Genomic DNA, 15,913 nt, shown 5'->3' with positions numbered 1-15,913 from the left:
CGGCGCGTGTCGAACACACAGCCGGAGCGGGCGAGCGGCCAAGGTGGTTCCGCAGACGACCACTCCGGGCGCGGCCGACCGGGGCGGCCCACTCTTCCGGCCGGGGAGCAGCCGATGAACACCGCAGAGGTCCTGGCAGACGCATTCGAGCGCATTCAGGAGTCCGTGCACGGCGCGGTCGAAGGGCTGTCGGAGGAAGCCCTCTCCACCAGACTGGACGGCGGGGCGAATTCGATCGCCTGGCTCGTATGGCATCTGTCGCGGATCCAGGACGACCATGTGGCCGGAGCCGCCGGTCTGGAACAGGTGTGGCTCACCGGGGGCTGGGCGGACCGCTTCGGTCTGCCCTTCCCGGAGGGCGAGACCGGATACGGCCAGAACAGCAAGCAGGTGACGCAGGTGCGGGTGGGCGCCGATCTGCTGCTCGGCTACTTCGACGCGGTGCACGAGCAGACGGCCGGGTTCGTCCGCGGGCTCGACGACGCCGCGCTCGACCGGGTGGTCGACGAGACGTGGTCGCCGCCGGTCACCCTCGGGGTCCGGCTGGTCAGTGTCATCGCCGACGACCTGCAGCATGCCGGCCAGGCGGCCTTCGTCCGGGGGGCCCTGGCCCGCCGTTAGCCACTGCACCCGGGGAGCAGGTTCCCGGCCTTCCCGCGAACCTGCGGGGCCGGTGCCCGCCGGGTGCGGCCGTACGGCGGGCGCGGCGGGACTCCAGTCCCGCCGGGTGCGGCCGTACGGCGGGCGCGGCGGGACTCCAGTCCCCGATAGGCGGCAGCCGCAGTGCGAGCAGAACGGCGGAAAGTTACGCTTTGGCCCCCTCAGCCCTCCTCGGAGCGACCGTATGGCAGGACGAGATCTTCCGCTGATCGGGCCGGGCGAGCGACTGGCCCTGAACCGCATGGGCAGCTTCGACTGGGATCTGCGCGGCGGCACGCTGGAGTTCGACGAGCCGGGCCTGGCCGTGTTCGATCTGCGTCCCGGTGAGTACGACGGCAGACCGGAGTCCCTCGTCAGCCGGATACCGTCCGAGGAGGGGAGCCGTCTCGACGCCGCCCTGATGCAGGCGATCCGCGACGGCCGGTCCTCCTACGGGGTGTACTTCCAGCTCCGCCGCCGTACCGGGGTCCGGCAGTGGACCCACGTACGGGGGCGGGTCCTGCGCGACGAGCAGGGCGTCCCGTACCGGGTCGTCGGCATCGTCCGCAATGCCACGGCCGAACTCACCGAATTCACCACGATCAGCCCCGTCGAGGCGGGCCGCCGACGGCTGACCACGATGCTCCAGGGCACCACGGACGCCCTGTCGAGGGCCGTCACCGTCGACGACGTCACCGCGGTGCTGACCGGCGAGGGCGGTCTTGAACGCTTCGGTGCCGACGGACTCGCCCTGGGACTGGTCGTGGGCGGAGCGCTCGATCTGGTGGCGCTCTCCGGCGACTCGATGAACGTCCTGGAGGATCTGCGACGCCACCGGCTGGACGATTCGCTTCCGCTCGCCGAGGTGGTCCTCACCCAGCGGCCCCGATTCGTGACCTCACCGGCGGAGCTGTCGCAGCGGTTCCCCCGGCTGCGTCCGTATGCCCGGCGGCTGGAGGCCGACGCGGCGGCGTTCCTCCCGCTGATCGCCCAGGCCCGTTCCATCGGTGCGCTGGCGCTCTTCTACCGGGGCCGTAACAGCTTCTCCTCCGAGGACCGCAACCTCTGTCTGGGCCTGGCGGGCATCGTCGCCCAGTCCTTGCAGCGCGCCATGCTCTTCGACCAGGAGCGGGAGTTCGCGACCGGACTCCAGTCGTTCATGCTGCCCCGGCGCATTCCGGAGGTCCCGGGCGCCGAGATCGCGGTGCGCTACCACGCGGCCTGGAGCGGCCGGGAGGTGGGCGGCGACTGGTACGACGTCGTCCCGCTGCCGCGCGGCAGGGTCGGCATCGTCGTCGGCGACGTACAGGGACACGACACCCACGCCGCCGCCATCATGGGCCAACTGCGCATCGCCCTGCGGGCGTACGCGGGCGAGGGACACTCCCCGGCGACCGTGCTCGCACGGGCCTCCCGCTTCCTGGCGGAGCTCGACACCGAACGGTTCGCCACCTGCACCTACGCCCAGATCGACCTGACGTCCGGCGGGATCAGGGCGGTTCGGGCCGGGCACCTCGGTCCGCTCATCCGGCATACCGACGGACGAGTCGGCTGGCCGAATCTCCGCGGTGGCCTGCCACTCGGCCTCGCCACTGACTTCGGGCGGGAGGAGTACCCCGAAACCCGGCTGGACCTGGTGCCCGGGGAGACACTCGTGCTGTGCACCGACGGCCTGGTCGAGGAACCCGGGGCCGACATCGGCGTCGGTATGGAGGCCCTCGCCGACGCGGTGGGCGGCGGGCCGGTGGGGGCGGAGCAGCTCGCCGATCACCTGGCGGACCGGCTGTGGGAACGCTGGGGCACCGGCGACGACGTCGCGCTGCTGGTACTGCGCAGGGCGCCCGACCCCGGGACGCCGCAGGCTCCCCGTATCCATCAGTACATCCACCAGGCGGACCCGGAAGGTCTGGCGGAGGCACGCACCGTACTGCGCAACGCCCTTGAGGCGTGGGGGATGGCGGAACTCGTCGACGACGTGGAACTCGCCGCGGGCGAACTGCTGGTGAACGTCCTGCTCCATACGGAGGGCGGCGCCGTGCTCACCCTGGAGGTGCTGCCCGAGCCGGTGCGGCGGATCAGGCTCTGGGTCAAGGACCGGTCGAGCGCCTGGCCGCGACGGCGGACGCCCGGCGAAGCGGCGACCTCGGGACGTGGCCTGATGCTCATCGACGCCGTATCGGCGCGGTGGGGCGTGGAGCCGCGCGGCGACGGCAAGGCCGTCTGGTGCGAATTCGAACCGCCCGGTGCAGAGGACTGAGCAAGCCCCTACACCTCCCGGCAACACCCTTTTGCATCTGTTCCGTTGAGGATGACGGGCGCCATCATGGAAGTGTCCCGGGCGCCATCACCCGGGACCGTTCCTGCTGGTATGCCCCCACGCATCCCCCGCATCCCCCGCATCCCCCGCACCGCACGTATCCCCCCCACGGAGGACTTCCTCATGCGTACCCGATCCGCAGGGCGGCTCGCCGCTCTCGCCCTTTCCCTCTGCGCCGCCGTACTGGCCGCCTCTCCCGCGGTCGCCGCCCCGGCGGACAAGGGCCAGGTGCTCAGCAGCTGGACCCAGACCAGCGCGGCCAGTTACAACTCCTGGAACGCCGCCCACCAGAACCAGGGCGCCTGGAGCGCGTACGGCTTCGACTGGTCCACCGACTACTGCTCCAGCTCGCCCGACAACCCCTTCGGGTTCCCGTTCAAGACCGCCTGCGCGCGCCACGACTTCGGCTACCGCAACTACAAGGCCGCGGGCACCTTCGCCGCCAACAAGGCGCGTATCGACAGCGCGCTGTACGCAGACCTCAAGCGGGTGTGCGCCGGGTACTCGGGTGCGAGCGGGGCCGCTTGCACCGGGCTGGCCTGGACGTACTACCAGGCCGTCGACAAGCTCGGCTCCCTCGCTCCCACCGTCGTGGGCTGACCCCCACGTACCGGTCCGGCCCGGCTGTCCGGCCGGGCGGACCGGTCACGCCCGCCGGTACCACGGGTCCACCGCCCGCCAGTACCCCACGGGTCCACCGCCCTACGGCACGTAGTTGAAGGTGTCCGGGTCGGGACCGGTGCGCTCCCCGCGGTCCAGGGCGGTGATCGCCGCCATGTCGGCCTCGGTCAGCTCGAAGTCGAAGAGCGCGAAGTTCTCCTCGACGCGGGAGCGCGTGACGGACTTCGGGAACACGATGTCGTCCCGCTGGAGGTGCCAGCGCAGCGTGACCTGGGCCGTGGAACGCCCCAGCCGCCGGGCGATGCCGGTGATCGTCGGGTCGTCGAGGACCTTGCCCTGGGCGATCGGGGACCAGGCCTCGGTGGCGATCCGGTGCCCGGCGCCGAAAGCGCGGACCTCGTCCTGCGTCAGATAGGGGTGCACCTCGATCTGGTTCACCGCGGGCACGATCTCGGTCTCCTGGAGGAGCCGCCGCAGATGGTGCGGCTGGAAATTGGACACCCCGATGGCCTTGGCCCGTCCGGAGCGGTAGATCTCCTCCATGGCCTTCCAGGTCTCGACGAAGTCACCGACCTCGGGCAGCGGCCAGTGGATCAGGAACAGGTCGAGGTAGTCGAAGCCCAGCTCGGAGAGGGTCCGGTCGAAGGCCTTGAGCGCGTCGTCGTGCGCGTGGAAGCCGTTGTTCAACTTGCTGGTGACGAAGACGTCCGTACGGGGGAGTCCGGACGCGACGACCGCCTGACCGACTTCCTTCTCGTTGCCGTACATCTCGGCGGTGTCGATGTGCCGGTAGCCGATCTCCAGCGCGGCCAGCGTCGCCGCCTTCGTGTCGGCCGGCTCGATCTGGAAGGTGCCGAAGCCCAGCTGGGGGATCTGGACGCCGTTGTTCAGGGTGATGGTGGGAACCGCGTTCACGATCATTCCTTGCCTCGTCCGGATGATGCCTCGGGCAGGGGCGGCCCGCGCCGACCCACTGGATCCAGAGTGCAACGGCCCAGGGCCCCTGTCGCATCGGCTGCCCGGACGGCGGTCCTTCGTACGGCCCGGCCGATTCCGGAGATCCGAAGAAGACCGGTCATCGCCATTCCAAAAGACTGGAACGCGTTCTACTGTGCCCCTCGATCCGATGCCGTTACCGAGGAGGGGCCGTGCACCTCGAATACACCCCCGAGCAGCAGCGGCTGCGCGCCGAACTGCGCACCTACTTCGCCGAACTGGTGCCGGACAACGCCTACGCGCGCTACGCGGACGCGGGAGCCCAGAAACGCTTCTACCGCGAGACGGTGCGCAGACTGGGCACCGACGGCTGGCTGGGCGTCGGCTGGCCCGAGGAGTTCGGCGGTCGCGGACTCTCCCCGATGGAGCAGTTCATCTTCTTCGACGAGGCCGCGCAGGCGGGCGTACCGCTGCCGCTCATGGCGCTCAACACCGTGGGTCCGACCCTCATGCGGTTCGGCACCGACGAGCAGAAGGCGTACTTCCTGCCGAAGATCCTCAAGGGCGAGATCGACTTCGCGATCGGCTACAGCGAGCCCGACGCGGGCACCGATCTCGCCGCGCTCAAGACCCGGGCCGTACGCGAGGGCGACGTGACCACCGGGCACTACACGGTGAACGGGCAGAAGATCTGGACCACCAACGGCGACACCGCCGACTGGGTCTGGCTCGCTGTCCGTACGGACCCGGCCGCCCCCGCGCACAAGGGCATCACGATGCTGCTGGTGCCGACCGACGACCCCGGGTACTCCTGCACCCTCATCAACACCCTCGCCTCGCACGACACCACCGCCAGCTACTACGAGAACATCACGGTCCCCGCCTCCCGCCGCGTCGGTGAGGAGAACAAGGGCTGGCGGCTGATCACCAACCAGCTCAACCACGAGCGCGTCACCCTGGCCGCCCACGGCACCATGGCCATCCGCGCCCTGCACAACGTGCAGCGCTGGGCGGCCGACACCGAGCTCGCCGACGGGCGCCGGGTCATCGACCTGGGCTGGGTGCGCGGGCGCCTCGCGAGGACCCACACCAGGCTCGACGCGATGAAGCTCCTGAACTGGCAGATGGTCAACGCCGTGCAGAACGGGACGCTCACCCCGCAGGACGCCTCGGCGGTCAAGGTGTACGGATCGGAGGCCCGCCGGGACGCCTACGCCTGGCTCATGGAGGTCGTCGGCGCGGCAGGATCTCTCAAGGAGGGATCCACGGGCGCGGTGCTCCACGGTGAACTGGAGCGCGGCTACCGGTCGGCCGTCATCTTCACCTTCGGTGGCGGCAACAACGAGATCCAGCGGGAAATCATCTCCTGGATCGGGCTGGGGATGCCCCGCGTGCGGCGGTAGGCCCTGCGGTGTGATCGCAGACGGTAGTTGTCACATGCCGAGGATTGTTGACACTGAGCTTGGGGGCGGGACGGTGATGCCGGGTGGTGTCCGCGTACAAATCCCGCGCCCAGCCGCCCCGCAGGTTCCTCCGTTGATCTATGCCCACATCAGGCGAAGGTCACGCGGGTCCCCCTATACCTGAACGGTGCCATTGCCCCCGGCTCCATGAGCCCCTCTGCTGACACGCCGCCACAAGGAAGAGGCCGAGGAAGTCCACGTAGCCGAGCGCCGGCGGGTAAAGCCGGAGAAGGCTGCGATGCATAACTGGGATACCGACAGGGGCAGTTACACACTCATGCGACCTTTGGAACCCACAGACCCCGCGCACATAGGCGGCTGGCGCCTCATAGCCCGCCTGGGCGAAGGCGGCATGGGCGCCGTCTATCTCGCGGCACCTCACGACCCGGTGGAGATGTCTGGGCATGCTCTGCCCTTCACCAAGGTCAAGTCGACCGGTACCTACTCCAGCCAGGTACTCCCGCAAACCAAGAACTTGAACATCCCAACCCCGTGGGATGCCCTCAGCCGCGGCCCGGTCGCCTTGAAAGTCATCCATCGCGACATCTCGGCCGACAGCAGGATCGTGGCAAGGTTCCGCAACGAGATCGACACGGCGGAACACATCTACGACTGGACCCACCTGGGCAAGCAGGTGGCAGCACAGATCCCGGTCGCCCGCAAGATCCCGCAGCCCGACCGGCCGGCAGAGCCCACCGATCTGCTGTTGCCCGACTGGTATGCAGAGCCGAAACCATCGCCGGTCCCCGCCCCGCTCGCAGCCAGTCTGGAGCCAGGGAACCTCTGGTACGCGATGCAGTACCTGCCCTACGCGACCCTTGAGGACAGCGTGCGCGTGTTCGGCCCGCCCGATGAGGACGCTCTGCTGTTCCTCGCCCGTCGGCTGCTCCGGGCGCTGACACCCCTGCAGGAGCGCGGGGTGGCCCATCGGGACGTCAAGCCGTCCAACCTTGCCCTGGGCCGGTCTGCTCCCGGACCAGAACTTGCGCTGCTGGATCTCGGCATTTCCCACTTCGAGTTGGGGAGCAAACTGACCACGGCCGGTGCCATGCATCCAGGCACTCCCCCGTTCATGTCACCGGAACAGGTCCAAGGAGTAGACATCTCACCTGCCTCGGATTTGTTCTCGACAGCTTCAACCCTGGTCTGGCTCGCCTCCGCTGGACGCAGCCCCGCCTTCACCGGAGAGAGCTCTGCCGAGCTCATGCACCGCATCGCCACCGCCGAACCGGACCTGAGCGCCGTACCCAACAGCATGACCGACACACTGGCCGCGTTCTTGGAGAAGGACCCGGAGAAGCGGCCCGACCCGCAGAAGCAATGGGGCATGTTCCGCTCACCCGGCCACGGGACCAGCAACTGGCTGACGGCCGCCGTCCGACCGCAGGCGCTCCGAAAGGCGAAGGCTCTCGCAGCGTGCGGGATCGTCGCTCCGCACATCGTCTCGGCCCACTACGCCGAGTCAGACATGTTCCTCGCGGCGGTGGAGGCCCTGGGCACAGCGTTCGACTGATCGGCATGCGGGCCACGCCGCGGCCCGTACCCAGGGCCAACGCGGCTCCTCCGGCGTCCTTGGGTGGCATGCTGGGCGGCGGGTCCGCATATACCCCCCTCGGGGGCCTTCACATCGGAGCCGGGAGCGGGACTGAGCCCCTCAACTGCCGTCGCGCACTCGAGTGCGGCTGCTCTGTCCGTTGGGGCCCGGCTGCTGGGGGATAACGGTACGTGTGGCGGAACGCAGCGCCCAGTGCCCACGGAACGTGTCGATGATCTTCCGGGCACTGTGCGGCGAGACGCCCATCTCCAATCGGGCGTCGGCGAGCCGCTGGAGGTCCGCCTGCGGTTTCTCCGGTCTGGTGTAGGCCGCCCGCCGCACCGCGAAGTCCCTGCGGGCGAAGACTTCCAGAAGCGTGAGGATGAACAGGGCGTAACAGGAGAGTTCCTCCCACCGGTGGCTGAGTTCCGCAGCAGGCTCGCTGCTGTTGGACGCAGCAGGCTCGCCTTGCTGGGCCAGCGCCAGCAGACGCTGTTCGACATCGTGGTTTGGCCCTCTGGGATCCGCGCCGCGAATCATGGTGATGGTGTTGTGTAAAGAGTGAACGGTCTCCGCCCAGCGTCCGGAGTCGCTGTGGTTGGCCAGCAGTACACGAAATCCGGACAGGGCCTGCGCGGCCTCTTCCCACAACAAGTCCCTCGCCAGAGCCGACAGGCTGTGTTGATCGGTCCGTCGATGGGTTTCTGTCACCTTGCGGGTGTACCGGATCAGGTCGCGAGGAATTCCTCCCGACAATGCGTGGACGAGGGCGACGAATGGGTCGGTGAATCCAGGGACCCGGGTCTGGAGCAGGACTCCGGACTCATTCAGTGTCCTTGCCTCAATGGGGAGGACATCTTCCAGGGAGCTGTCGGTGACGTCGCGGGTGGGAAGGCCCCTTCGGATGAACGCGGCACCGATGTCTTCCGAGACGGAGAGGATGAAGTAGACACGGGGGATGTCGAAGATGGCCTTGATCTCGGAGAGGAAGGCTCGCGCCTGCTCTGTTGAACCCAGCCGATCGAGCTCGTCGATGCCTATGAAGACCTTCCAGTTGTCTTCGCGCTCGACTTCGCTGATCCGCGACAGAAGGTCGCGGAACTCCGACACGAGCTCGGGGTAGGTGAAGGTGCGCGACGTGCTTCCGCTGGTTCGGCCGAGGCTCAAGCTGAACGCGCGAGCGGTCCCGCCGAGCGATGTCGTAGAGCTGATGGTCTGGATGTGCTGCAGCAGGTTCAGGTAGTTGTGGCAATCCTGGACGAGGCGACGGGATGGACGCCCCTTGATCCACCCCCTGGGATCGGTCCACACGACCAGAGCAGATCCGGCCGCGGCGAGAACGAGGTGCGTGACCATGGGATGCTCGTGCCACGCTCTCAGGGCCCACGTCCATGCTTCCAGAGCCCAGTTGGTGCTGGCGGGATAACTGGATTGATAGATCCCGACCGCGAGGCTCCGCACTCCATCCTGGACTGCCAAAGCGACGAGGAGCAGGCCGAGGAGGAGCTGTGCCCAGCGGCGTGCGGAGTAATAGAGCCGTCGCGTCCTGTTGGTGGCGCGTGAACGCGAGCGGAACAGGAACGGAGTGCGTGGTCGGCGACCGTACAATTTGAGGTAACTGCGGCAGACTGATTGGAAGAGGGAGAGTAGGAACTCTTCGGGGCGGTAGTTGGCGGGCGTCTGAACGACGACGTCGAAATGGAACTGCCGGACATGGCCGAGCCGGCCCTGGCACGCCTTCTTGAGCAGAGTGCTCTTGCCGACGCCGCGCGGGCCGCAGATCGCGATGGCCCCGCCGCCCATCTGGTCGAGCTTCCGTTTCAGTGTGCGTTCCACGTCTGTCGACACCCAGTACTGGGGGTTGGCGGCGTCGATGAGGCCGTCGTGACTTCGGGCGACCAACAGGGACTCGTGATCGGGCCCGAGTAGTGCAGCGATCTCGCGCCGCATGATCGGGGCTATGGTGCGCGGCAGTTTGTTGCTGCCCCACCACCAAAGTCGTATCTCGGTGTCGGCCGCACTCGGGACCCAGACGATGAAGTATGCGGCCGTCTGCATCTGGGATATGAAATTGGCGCGGTTCTCTTCACTCCGGAATTCGACCACCCCGAAGTAGCCAATTGGCCAGATCAGCAGGAGCACCGACACCCACAAGGGAAGCCCAATGATCGAGTCCAGCAGCCAGCGCAGCAAGCCAACGCTCAGGAGCAGGGCAAGAAATGGAGTGGCCCAACACAGGTCGCGTGTCTCAGTGAGTCGCTGGCGGTGGGCGTCGCGTCGGGCGGCCCGCTCGCGGAGTTCGCGGTACTCGCTGCTGGACCTCAGGACCTCAGGACCTCGGTGATGAGCGGGGGTTCATCGAAGGCCTGACGCAGGCGTTCTTCCGTGACCTCGTCGCGATTCAGGGACAGGTATGTCCTGATAGTCGGGTGGTGCAAGGTGAGCGTGACACCGCGCTCGTAACAGAGGCGGATCCGCCGGGGCTCCAGGTGCCAAATTCCGCTGGGCATCCGCACCTTCCTTTAGAGGGCCAGGGGAGGCTGGGCCGCCAGACACTGCGAGGTGAACGCCTGCCATCGGCGCAGCCTCCGTTGTGCAGCCGTACCCCACCCCGGCAGCCTGCACGCGGGGGCGTTCAACTCCGCGCAGATAGTCGTGTGTTCGCCTGCCGGACTGGGTGCTGATGCCATGAGTGTGGAGATACGTTACTGGAAAGGCCAGGCCATCGAGGGTGAGACGGGCGTTCGCGCGTCCAGGCTGGATGGCCTCGCGCCGCTCGCGTCAGGCGCTAACGATGCGGAGGCCTGCAGGACCGGCGGGCTCCAGGAGGTAAGCGGACGTTCGCGTGTCGCCTTGAACCGTTAGGCTGCAGAGGCTGTGGCCTGGCGACCTCGGCTCCGTCGTGCCAGCCGACTCTCCACCGCATCGGTTCGACTGCTCAACGGCACTGAGGGGGCGCCATCTTGAGACAGACAGATCATTTTCTCCGCAGACCCGAGGTGGAGAAGCTCCTGGGCGTTACCGCAGAGGAGCTGACCGAACTGATCGATTCCGATGAGCACTTCCCCGCCACCCAGCAAGACGAGCCGAGCCCTTTCCAGTATGCGGCTGGTGAGGAACCCGACTGGGGATGGGACGGCGGTGGTGTATATCGGTGGGCCGCACTCTCCACACGGTTCCGTGACCGCGGCGCCTTGCTCCTGAACCCCGATCTGCGCGTGCAGACCTCCGAGGCCGGGCGATGGATTGGCTATCAATCCACCCCGCATGGGCCGGCGATGGACTGGCAGACTGAGCTCGGCGCCATCCGCGTCATCCACACCACGAAACACGGCGCGGCCTCGGCCATGGCCGAGGAACTGGCGAAGGAGGGCGGCGGAGCACACGGAGTGGTCACAGTGTGTGCCTTGATCGGAGACATCGGATGGTCCGGACCCGCCCTTCTCGCGGCTGACACCGCGCAGCCGCAGCTGGAATACGAGGCCCAGTGGAATCTCGTGATGAAGCTCGCCGGACATGCACTGCCCTGGTGGCCCCGCCTGCTGCGTCGGGCCGACGTCATCAGCCAGTGGTCCCCGGGCGCGCCGATCACCGTCGCGGAGGTTCTGCCCGGCAAACAGGAGACGACTCTGCGCCGCGCCGCAGAGAGCGGGGCGTTCGACCACGTGGAGCGCACCGCGCTCACCGACCTGGCCAACGCGCTGCGCAACCAGCGGGCCGAAAGCGTCAACTCCGATATTCGAATCTTCGGCCGCCACAGCTCTCGCCTTAAGGGCGAACGCCTCCTCATCGCTGCACAGCACCGAACCGAGGGATACCCCTTGCCGCGCATCGATGACCAAGAACTGCTGGCCGAAGGGTGGCGGACCATTGCCGCCAGCCAACTCTTCGAAGCCTACGAGCCTTTGCGCATTGGCAGGATTCACGACAGTAGGCTCCTGCCGTACGGGCCGCAGACGGAAGTTCCCACCAACCTTGCTACGTCCCGCCGCTGGGCCCAGCAGCTCACCGCATGTGCGCCCACAGCCCTGCACGCGGTTCTCGCCGGCGACGCGGAGGATGCGACCTTCTACACCGATGAGGCAACCGGGATCCCCGCCGTCCGCAGACGCGCACATCGGCAGAGCACCTGGGTCTTCCTCAGCCCGCTGCGCCTGCCCGATTCCGGCGCTCGGCTGCGCTCGGTGATCCTCGACGACATCGTCTGGATCACGACCACGGACGGGGGTATCTATCCTGGTCCCTGCACTCCAAGCGATCATCTCTGGTGGGGTGACGGCTGGGGCGACCGGCCCACCGAAGCCGCCTGGGTCATCTCTCAACTACTCGACAGCCTCGGCACGAAGGTCAGTCTCAATGACCACTGGAACCATGCCCCCGGTGGGCTCATGCGCCTACTGAACCACCAACATCCCTACGGCATGGAGCTGTCTCGATCGATGCTGGAAAGCGCCCGATCGGGGCCTCTCCACGAGGATCCTGAAGACGCTGCGTAGGCCTTGATTGACCCGCCGGAGAAACGGGCCCTACGCTCCCCGCGTAGTGATGGCACAAGGAAGCTGGTGAGATTCCAGCACGGTCGCGCCACTGTGAGCCACGCCACCGGAAGGTGGCCGGCGAGTCGGACACCGAGCCCTCACTCTGCCCGTACACGCAAGGGACGCACGATCCCAGAGGGAGGGCTCACCTTGAGCACCGTTTCCACATTCCGTCCGGTGGCCGCACCGGGCGCGATCGGGACCGCCACCTCGCAGCAGCCGGACCCTGTTCCGGCATGAGCAGCCCTCCTGCGGCGAGCGCGGTGATCGGGGAGATCGCCGAGCTCGGTCCGTTCTTCGCCGTGCAGGCCCACCCACCCGGTGTGGAGCCGCCCGAGCCCTGGCAGCGGATCACCCGCTCGCTGCTCGAAGCCCGTGTGACGGGTGTACGGGAATGGCTGGCCGCGGCCGGCGGGCAGTCGCCCGACGCGGTCGAGATCCGGGTCGCGGCATCCGTCGCCCACCTGGGACTGGCCGCCCGGCTGATCTCACCCGCACTGGCCGCCGCCGTCCTGCACGGCCTGGTACCCGCCCCCGGCCTCGCGGATCTCCGGTGGCAGCCCGTGATCGGCGGCCAGATCCCCCTGTCGCTGCCCAGCGATGCCTTCACCGACCTGTCGCTGCCCGCCGGTGCCTGCACCGGCGGATCCACGGTTGCGCCGACCCGGCTCGCCGACGAGCTGAGCAGTCGTCTGCTGGACGGCCCACTGCGTGAACTCGCCGATGCGATGGCGGAGTTCACGGTCTCCCGGCGCATCCTGTGGGGCAACACCGCCTCGGCCGTCAACGGAGCCGCGTCCATGATCACGACTACCCGCCCGGACCTCACCGCACGGACCCGTGCCATCACCTCACGTCTCCTGGAACGGCCCCCACTGCGCGACGCGAGCTGTACGGGGCCCGACGGAGCGTTCCGGCGGCGCAGCTGCTGCCTGATCTACCGCGCCGCGCCCGGTGCCTCAGGGGCTCTGTGCGGGGACTGCGTACTGTCCCGTTGACCAGGCCGCTCACCCGGCCTTCGCACCTGTGGAGGAACCGCCGCGCGCCGACGTGCCGAGCCTCGCGGAATCGTCCTGGGCGGAGCGCCGGCCGTCGCGCTCGCACCGGAGGAGTACGGACGGCCGGGCCTGGCCCGCCGCCGGCTCGGTGGCCAGGGCTCCCGCAGGAGCGCCCCGAACCGCGACGTGGCGCTGACCGAACCCCGGTCGAACCCGGACCGGCTCCGACGCCCTCGCCCACGAGTGGCCGCCCCCGCGCCGACCGCTCGTGGGCGGGGGACGCGCGGCTCAGGACGTCTCGCGGCGGACCAGGAAGGGGGTGGCCAGCACGCCGGCCACTACCGATTCCGTGCGTGCGGGCCGTTCCAGCACGGAACGCACCGCAACGCACAGATGGTCGGCGATCTCCACGGGATCGAGGGCGACCGAGGAGAGCATCGGCCGCAGGAATGTGGCGATGGCCAGGTTGTCGGCGCCCACCAGGGCGACATCGCCCGGTATCGTCGCGCCCTGGTCGTTCAGGGCGCGGTGCAGCAGCGCCCCGTACTCGTCGTTGTAGGTGAATACGGCGGTCGGACCGCCGGGCCGCCGCACGGTGGCGGCTGCGGAGGCCGCTGATTCGTGGGTGGCCTCCATGGTGATCTCCTCACCGCGCGCGCCGGCCGCGCGAGCCGCGTTCTCCAGCCCTTCGGCGCGGGCACGGCCCAGGCCCTCCAACGGCCCGGCGGGGATGATGGCCGCGAGGCGCCGGTGCCCGACGGCGAGCAGGTGCGCTGCTGCTTCGGCGCCGATCCGTCCCTGGTCGAACTCCAGCGTGTCGGCCCAGGGCGTGGGGCCGCTGGAGATCATCAGAACCTCGGTCCCGGCGCGGCGCAGCAGGGCGACGGAGGATTTCGTACACCGGTCGGCCGTCACCAGGACCGCCGCGGGGTGCAGTTCCGCCCACATGCGTGCCGCCGCCATGCCGGTGGTCCCGCGATCCCCGTGCACCAGCAGGGTCAGGCCGTCGGCCCGGAGCTTGTCGGAGAGGTGCTCGATGGTGGCGTCGATGATGGGACCGAGCGGGAGCTCGGGCAGCGGCATCACCACCAGCCGGCTGGTTCCCGCGCGTAGTTGGCGCGCCGACACATTGGGGGCGTAGCCGAGCTCCCGCACGGCGGCCAGGACGCGTTCACGTGTGGATGGCGCGATGCGGGAGTTGGGGACGTCGTTGACGACGAGCGAGACCGTGGAGCGCGACACGCGTGCCAGCCGCGCGACGTCCGCGCTGGTGGGTGCCCGTCCGGCGGCTGAGTTCACGGCGTCTCCTGCGAATCTGTGGCTTCGGTCCCGAATCCTAGCCGGGCCTCCGGTGGGGCTTCACAAATCTGCTCACACGTGTGAACATCATGGAGATGCTCACACGTGTGAGCAATGCCTTCCCCGGAGCCGTACGAGCCGCGCGAACCGTGCCAGGACGCCGACGCCCTCCGCATGACTGACAACGAGGTCACCATGATCACTTCGAGATCCGGGCACCGCGCCGACTCCGGTACCGCGCTCGTGGACGAGCCGGGCACCAGCCCCGGACGGCAGCCCGGCGAGCGCCGCCTGCTGGGCGGCCTCATGGCCAACAGCGTCGCGCTGTACGCCGTCTACGGCGCGGTACCGGCCGTGCTGCTGGCCGACCTGGTCGGCCAGGTGGACCCCGAGAACAAGTCCACCGCGCTGGGAGTCATCAGCGCCATCGGCGCGATCGCCGCGATGCTGGCCAACCCGATCGCCGGGGCGCTGTCCGACCGCACCCGCAGCCGCTTCGGGCGGCGCGCGCCGTGGATGGCGGGCGGAGCCCTGCTGGGCGGACTGTCGCTGATCGCGGTCGGGTCGGGCAACAGCCTCCTGTGGATCGCCGTCGCCTGGACCCTCGCGCAGATATGTTTCAACGGCCTGCAGGCGCCGCTGACCGCGGTCGTCCCCGACCGCACCCCCGTGCACCGGCGAGGCGTCTTCTCCTCGGCGGCCGGCCTGGCGCAGATGCTCGGCGCGACTCTCGGTACCGCACTCGCCGCCGGTTTCGCCAACGCGCTGGGCCTCGGATTCGCCGTCTTCGGCCTGCTGGTCATCGCCGGTACGGCCGTGTTCCTCCTGCTCAACAGGGAACCCTCCACCGCCGGCGCCGAGGTCGCCCCCTTCCACCTGAAGGCGTTCCTGGCCGGCTTCTGGGTCAGCCCGCGTCGCCACCCGGACTTCGCCTGGGCCTTCCTGGGCCGCTTCCTGATGATCCTGGGCTACTACAGCGTCTCGTCCTACCAGCTCTACATCCTGGAGGACTACATCGGCCTGAGTCACAGCCGCGCCAACGACCTGGTGCCGCTGCTGAGCCTCGCGATGCTGCCCGGCATGATCGTCATGATCTTGGTGATGGGACCGCTGTCGGACCGCGTCGGCCGCCGCAAGCCCTTCGTCGTCGCCTCCTCCCTGGGCATGGCGGTCGCGCTGGTCGTGCCGTTCATCGTCCGCTCGGAGGGGGCCATGTTCGCCTTCGCCGTGATCGCGGGATTCGCCTTCGGCACCTACATGGCCGTGGACACCGCCCTGATGACCCAGGTCCTGCCGAACCAGGGCGACGCCGCCAAGGACATGGGCGTCCTCAACATCGCCAACTCCGCACCCCAGGCCCTGGCCCCGGCCGTGGCTGCCGCCGTCATCGGCCTGCTCGGCGGGTACCGCCCGCTGTTCGCCGTCGCGATCGTCCTGGTCGTGGCCGCGGCGCTGAGCGTGCAGCCGATCCGCTCGGTCCGCTGACCCCTGACCACCCCCCAAAAAACGGAACAGCAGTGGACACGGGGTGACACCGTGACCGCCGCTCTTTCCCGAGGATCCGCCGT

Annotated in this window: 12 protein-coding genes and 1 riboswitch; of the genes, 8 read left to right on the top strand and 4 right to left on the bottom strand. The window is 68.7% G+C overall.

Translation table 11 applies throughout. The features are described 5' to 3' along the window. Window positions 1–114 precede the first annotated feature (114 nt). The 3 genes from NBY69_RS10525 (at window position 115) to NBY69_RS10515 (ending at window position 3,556) form a co-directional block, all read left to right on the top strand. Window positions 115–621 (top strand): mycothiol transferase, encoded by a 507-nt coding sequence (locus NBY69_RS10525; RefSeq protein ID WP_250300293.1) that lies wholly within the window; start codon window positions 115–117, stop codon window positions 619–621. Window positions 622–844: 223 nt separating this feature from the next. Next, window positions 845–2,896: a SpoIIE family protein phosphatase gene (locus tag NBY69_RS10520; RefSeq protein WP_250300291.1), complete on the top strand. Its 2,052-nt coding sequence runs from the start codon at window positions 845–847 to the stop codon at window positions 2,894–2,896. Window positions 2,897–3,079: 183 nt separating this feature from the next. After that, window positions 3,080–3,556, top strand: coding sequence for a phospholipase (locus NBY69_RS10515; protein WP_250300288.1), 477 nt, complete (start codon window positions 3,080–3,082; stop codon window positions 3,554–3,556). Between the two features lie 102 nt (window positions 3,557–3,658). On the opposite strand, the gene NBY69_RS10510 is transcribed toward NBY69_RS10515, so the two are convergent. Then, a complete protein-coding gene (locus tag NBY69_RS10510) occupies window positions 3,659–4,498 on the bottom strand; it encodes an aldo/keto reductase (RefSeq protein WP_374211255.1) in 840 nt (279 codons plus the stop codon). A gap of 227 nt (window positions 4,499–4,725) precedes the next feature. Here NBY69_RS10510 and NBY69_RS10505 point away from each other — a divergent pair, with 227 nt between their 5' ends. Continuing rightward, entirely contained in the window at window positions 4,726–5,916 is a 1,191-nt protein-coding gene (locus NBY69_RS10505) for an acyl-CoA dehydrogenase family protein (RefSeq protein ID WP_250300283.1), read from the top strand. Between the two features lie 412 nt (window positions 5,917–6,328). Next, a complete protein-coding gene (locus NBY69_RS10500; RefSeq protein WP_250300281.1) occupies window positions 6,329–7,489 on the top strand; it encodes a protein kinase domain-containing protein in 1,161 nt (386 codons plus the stop codon). Window positions 7,490–7,630: 141 nt separating this feature from the next. Here NBY69_RS10500 and NBY69_RS10495 read toward each other — a convergent pair whose 3' ends face one another. Together NBY69_RS10495 and NBY69_RS10490 are read right to left on the bottom strand one after the other, a co-directional pair. Further along, entirely contained in the window at window positions 7,631–9,703 is a 2,073-nt protein-coding gene (locus tag NBY69_RS10495) for a P-loop NTPase fold protein (RefSeq protein ID WP_250300279.1), read from the bottom strand. A gap of 128 nt (window positions 9,704–9,831) precedes the next feature. After that, window positions 9,832–10,020 carry a hypothetical protein gene (locus tag NBY69_RS10490; RefSeq protein WP_250300277.1) on the bottom strand — a complete coding sequence of 63 codons (189 nt, stop codon included), beginning with the start codon at window positions 10,018–10,020 and terminating at the stop codon, window positions 9,832–9,834. Window positions 10,021–10,509: 489 nt separating this feature from the next. On the opposite strand from NBY69_RS10490, the gene NBY69_RS10485 reads away from it, so the two are divergent. Further along, a complete protein-coding gene (locus NBY69_RS10485) occupies window positions 10,510–12,006 on the top strand; it encodes a hypothetical protein (RefSeq protein ID WP_250300275.1) in 1,497 nt (498 codons plus the stop codon). 58 nt (window positions 12,007–12,064) lie between these two features. After that, window positions 12,065–12,139, top strand: a riboswitch (cobalamin riboswitch). A gap of 145 nt (window positions 12,140–12,284) precedes the next feature. After that, window positions 12,285–13,046: a (2Fe-2S)-binding protein gene (locus NBY69_RS10480; RefSeq protein ID WP_250300274.1), complete on the top strand. Its 762-nt coding sequence runs from the start codon at window positions 12,285–12,287 to the stop codon at window positions 13,044–13,046. Window positions 13,047–13,334: 288 nt separating this feature from the next. Here NBY69_RS10480 and NBY69_RS10475 read toward each other — a convergent pair whose 3' ends face one another. After that, window positions 13,335–14,345, bottom strand: coding sequence for a LacI family DNA-binding transcriptional regulator (locus NBY69_RS10475; RefSeq protein WP_250300272.1), 1,011 nt, complete (start codon window positions 14,343–14,345; stop codon window positions 13,335–13,337). A 174-nt stretch (window positions 14,346–14,519) separates the two neighbouring features. Here NBY69_RS10475 and NBY69_RS10470 point away from each other — a divergent pair, with 174 nt between their 5' ends. Beyond that, window positions 14,520–15,830 (top strand): MFS transporter, encoded by a 1,311-nt coding sequence (locus NBY69_RS10470; RefSeq protein WP_250300270.1) that lies wholly within the window; start codon window positions 14,520–14,522, stop codon window positions 15,828–15,830. Window positions 15,831–15,913 lie beyond the last annotated feature (83 nt).

It is taken from the genome of Streptomyces sp. A 4/2, from assembly GCF_940670765.1.
Lineage (GTDB): Bacteria > Actinomycetota > Actinomycetes > Streptomycetales > Streptomycetaceae > Streptomyces.
Note: the sequence above shows the minus strand (reverse complement) of the source record. Positions and strands in the feature narration are given on the sequence as shown.

Excerpts from the sequence above, each read along its gene's own strand:
- NBY69_RS10525 (WP_250300293.1), top strand. The coding sequence starts at position 115 with ATGAACACCGCAGAGGTCCTGGCAGACGCATTCGAGCGCATTCAGGAG.
- NBY69_RS10470 (WP_250300270.1), top strand. The coding sequence starts at position 14,520 with ATGACTGACAACGAGGTCACCATGATCACTTCGAGATCCGGGCACCGC.
- NBY69_RS10510 (WP_374211255.1), bottom strand. The coding sequence starts at position 4,498 with ATGATCGTGAACGCGGTTCCCACCATCACCCTGAACAACGGCGTCCAG.
- NBY69_RS10480 (WP_250300274.1), top strand. The coding sequence starts at position 12,285 with ATGAGCAGCCCTCCTGCGGCGAGCGCGGTGATCGGGGAGATCGCCGAG.
- NBY69_RS10515 (WP_250300288.1), top strand. The coding sequence starts at position 3,080 with ATGCGTACCCGATCCGCAGGGCGGCTCGCCGCTCTCGCCCTTTCCCTC.
- NBY69_RS10520 (WP_250300291.1), top strand. The coding sequence starts at position 845 with ATGGCAGGACGAGATCTTCCGCTGATCGGGCCGGGCGAGCGACTGGCC.
- NBY69_RS10500 (WP_250300281.1), top strand. The coding sequence starts at position 6,329 with ATGGGCGCCGTCTATCTCGCGGCACCTCACGACCCGGTGGAGATGTCT.
- NBY69_RS10490 (WP_250300277.1), bottom strand. The coding sequence starts at position 10,020 with ATGCCCAGCGGAATTTGGCACCTGGAGCCCCGGCGGATCCGCCTCTGT.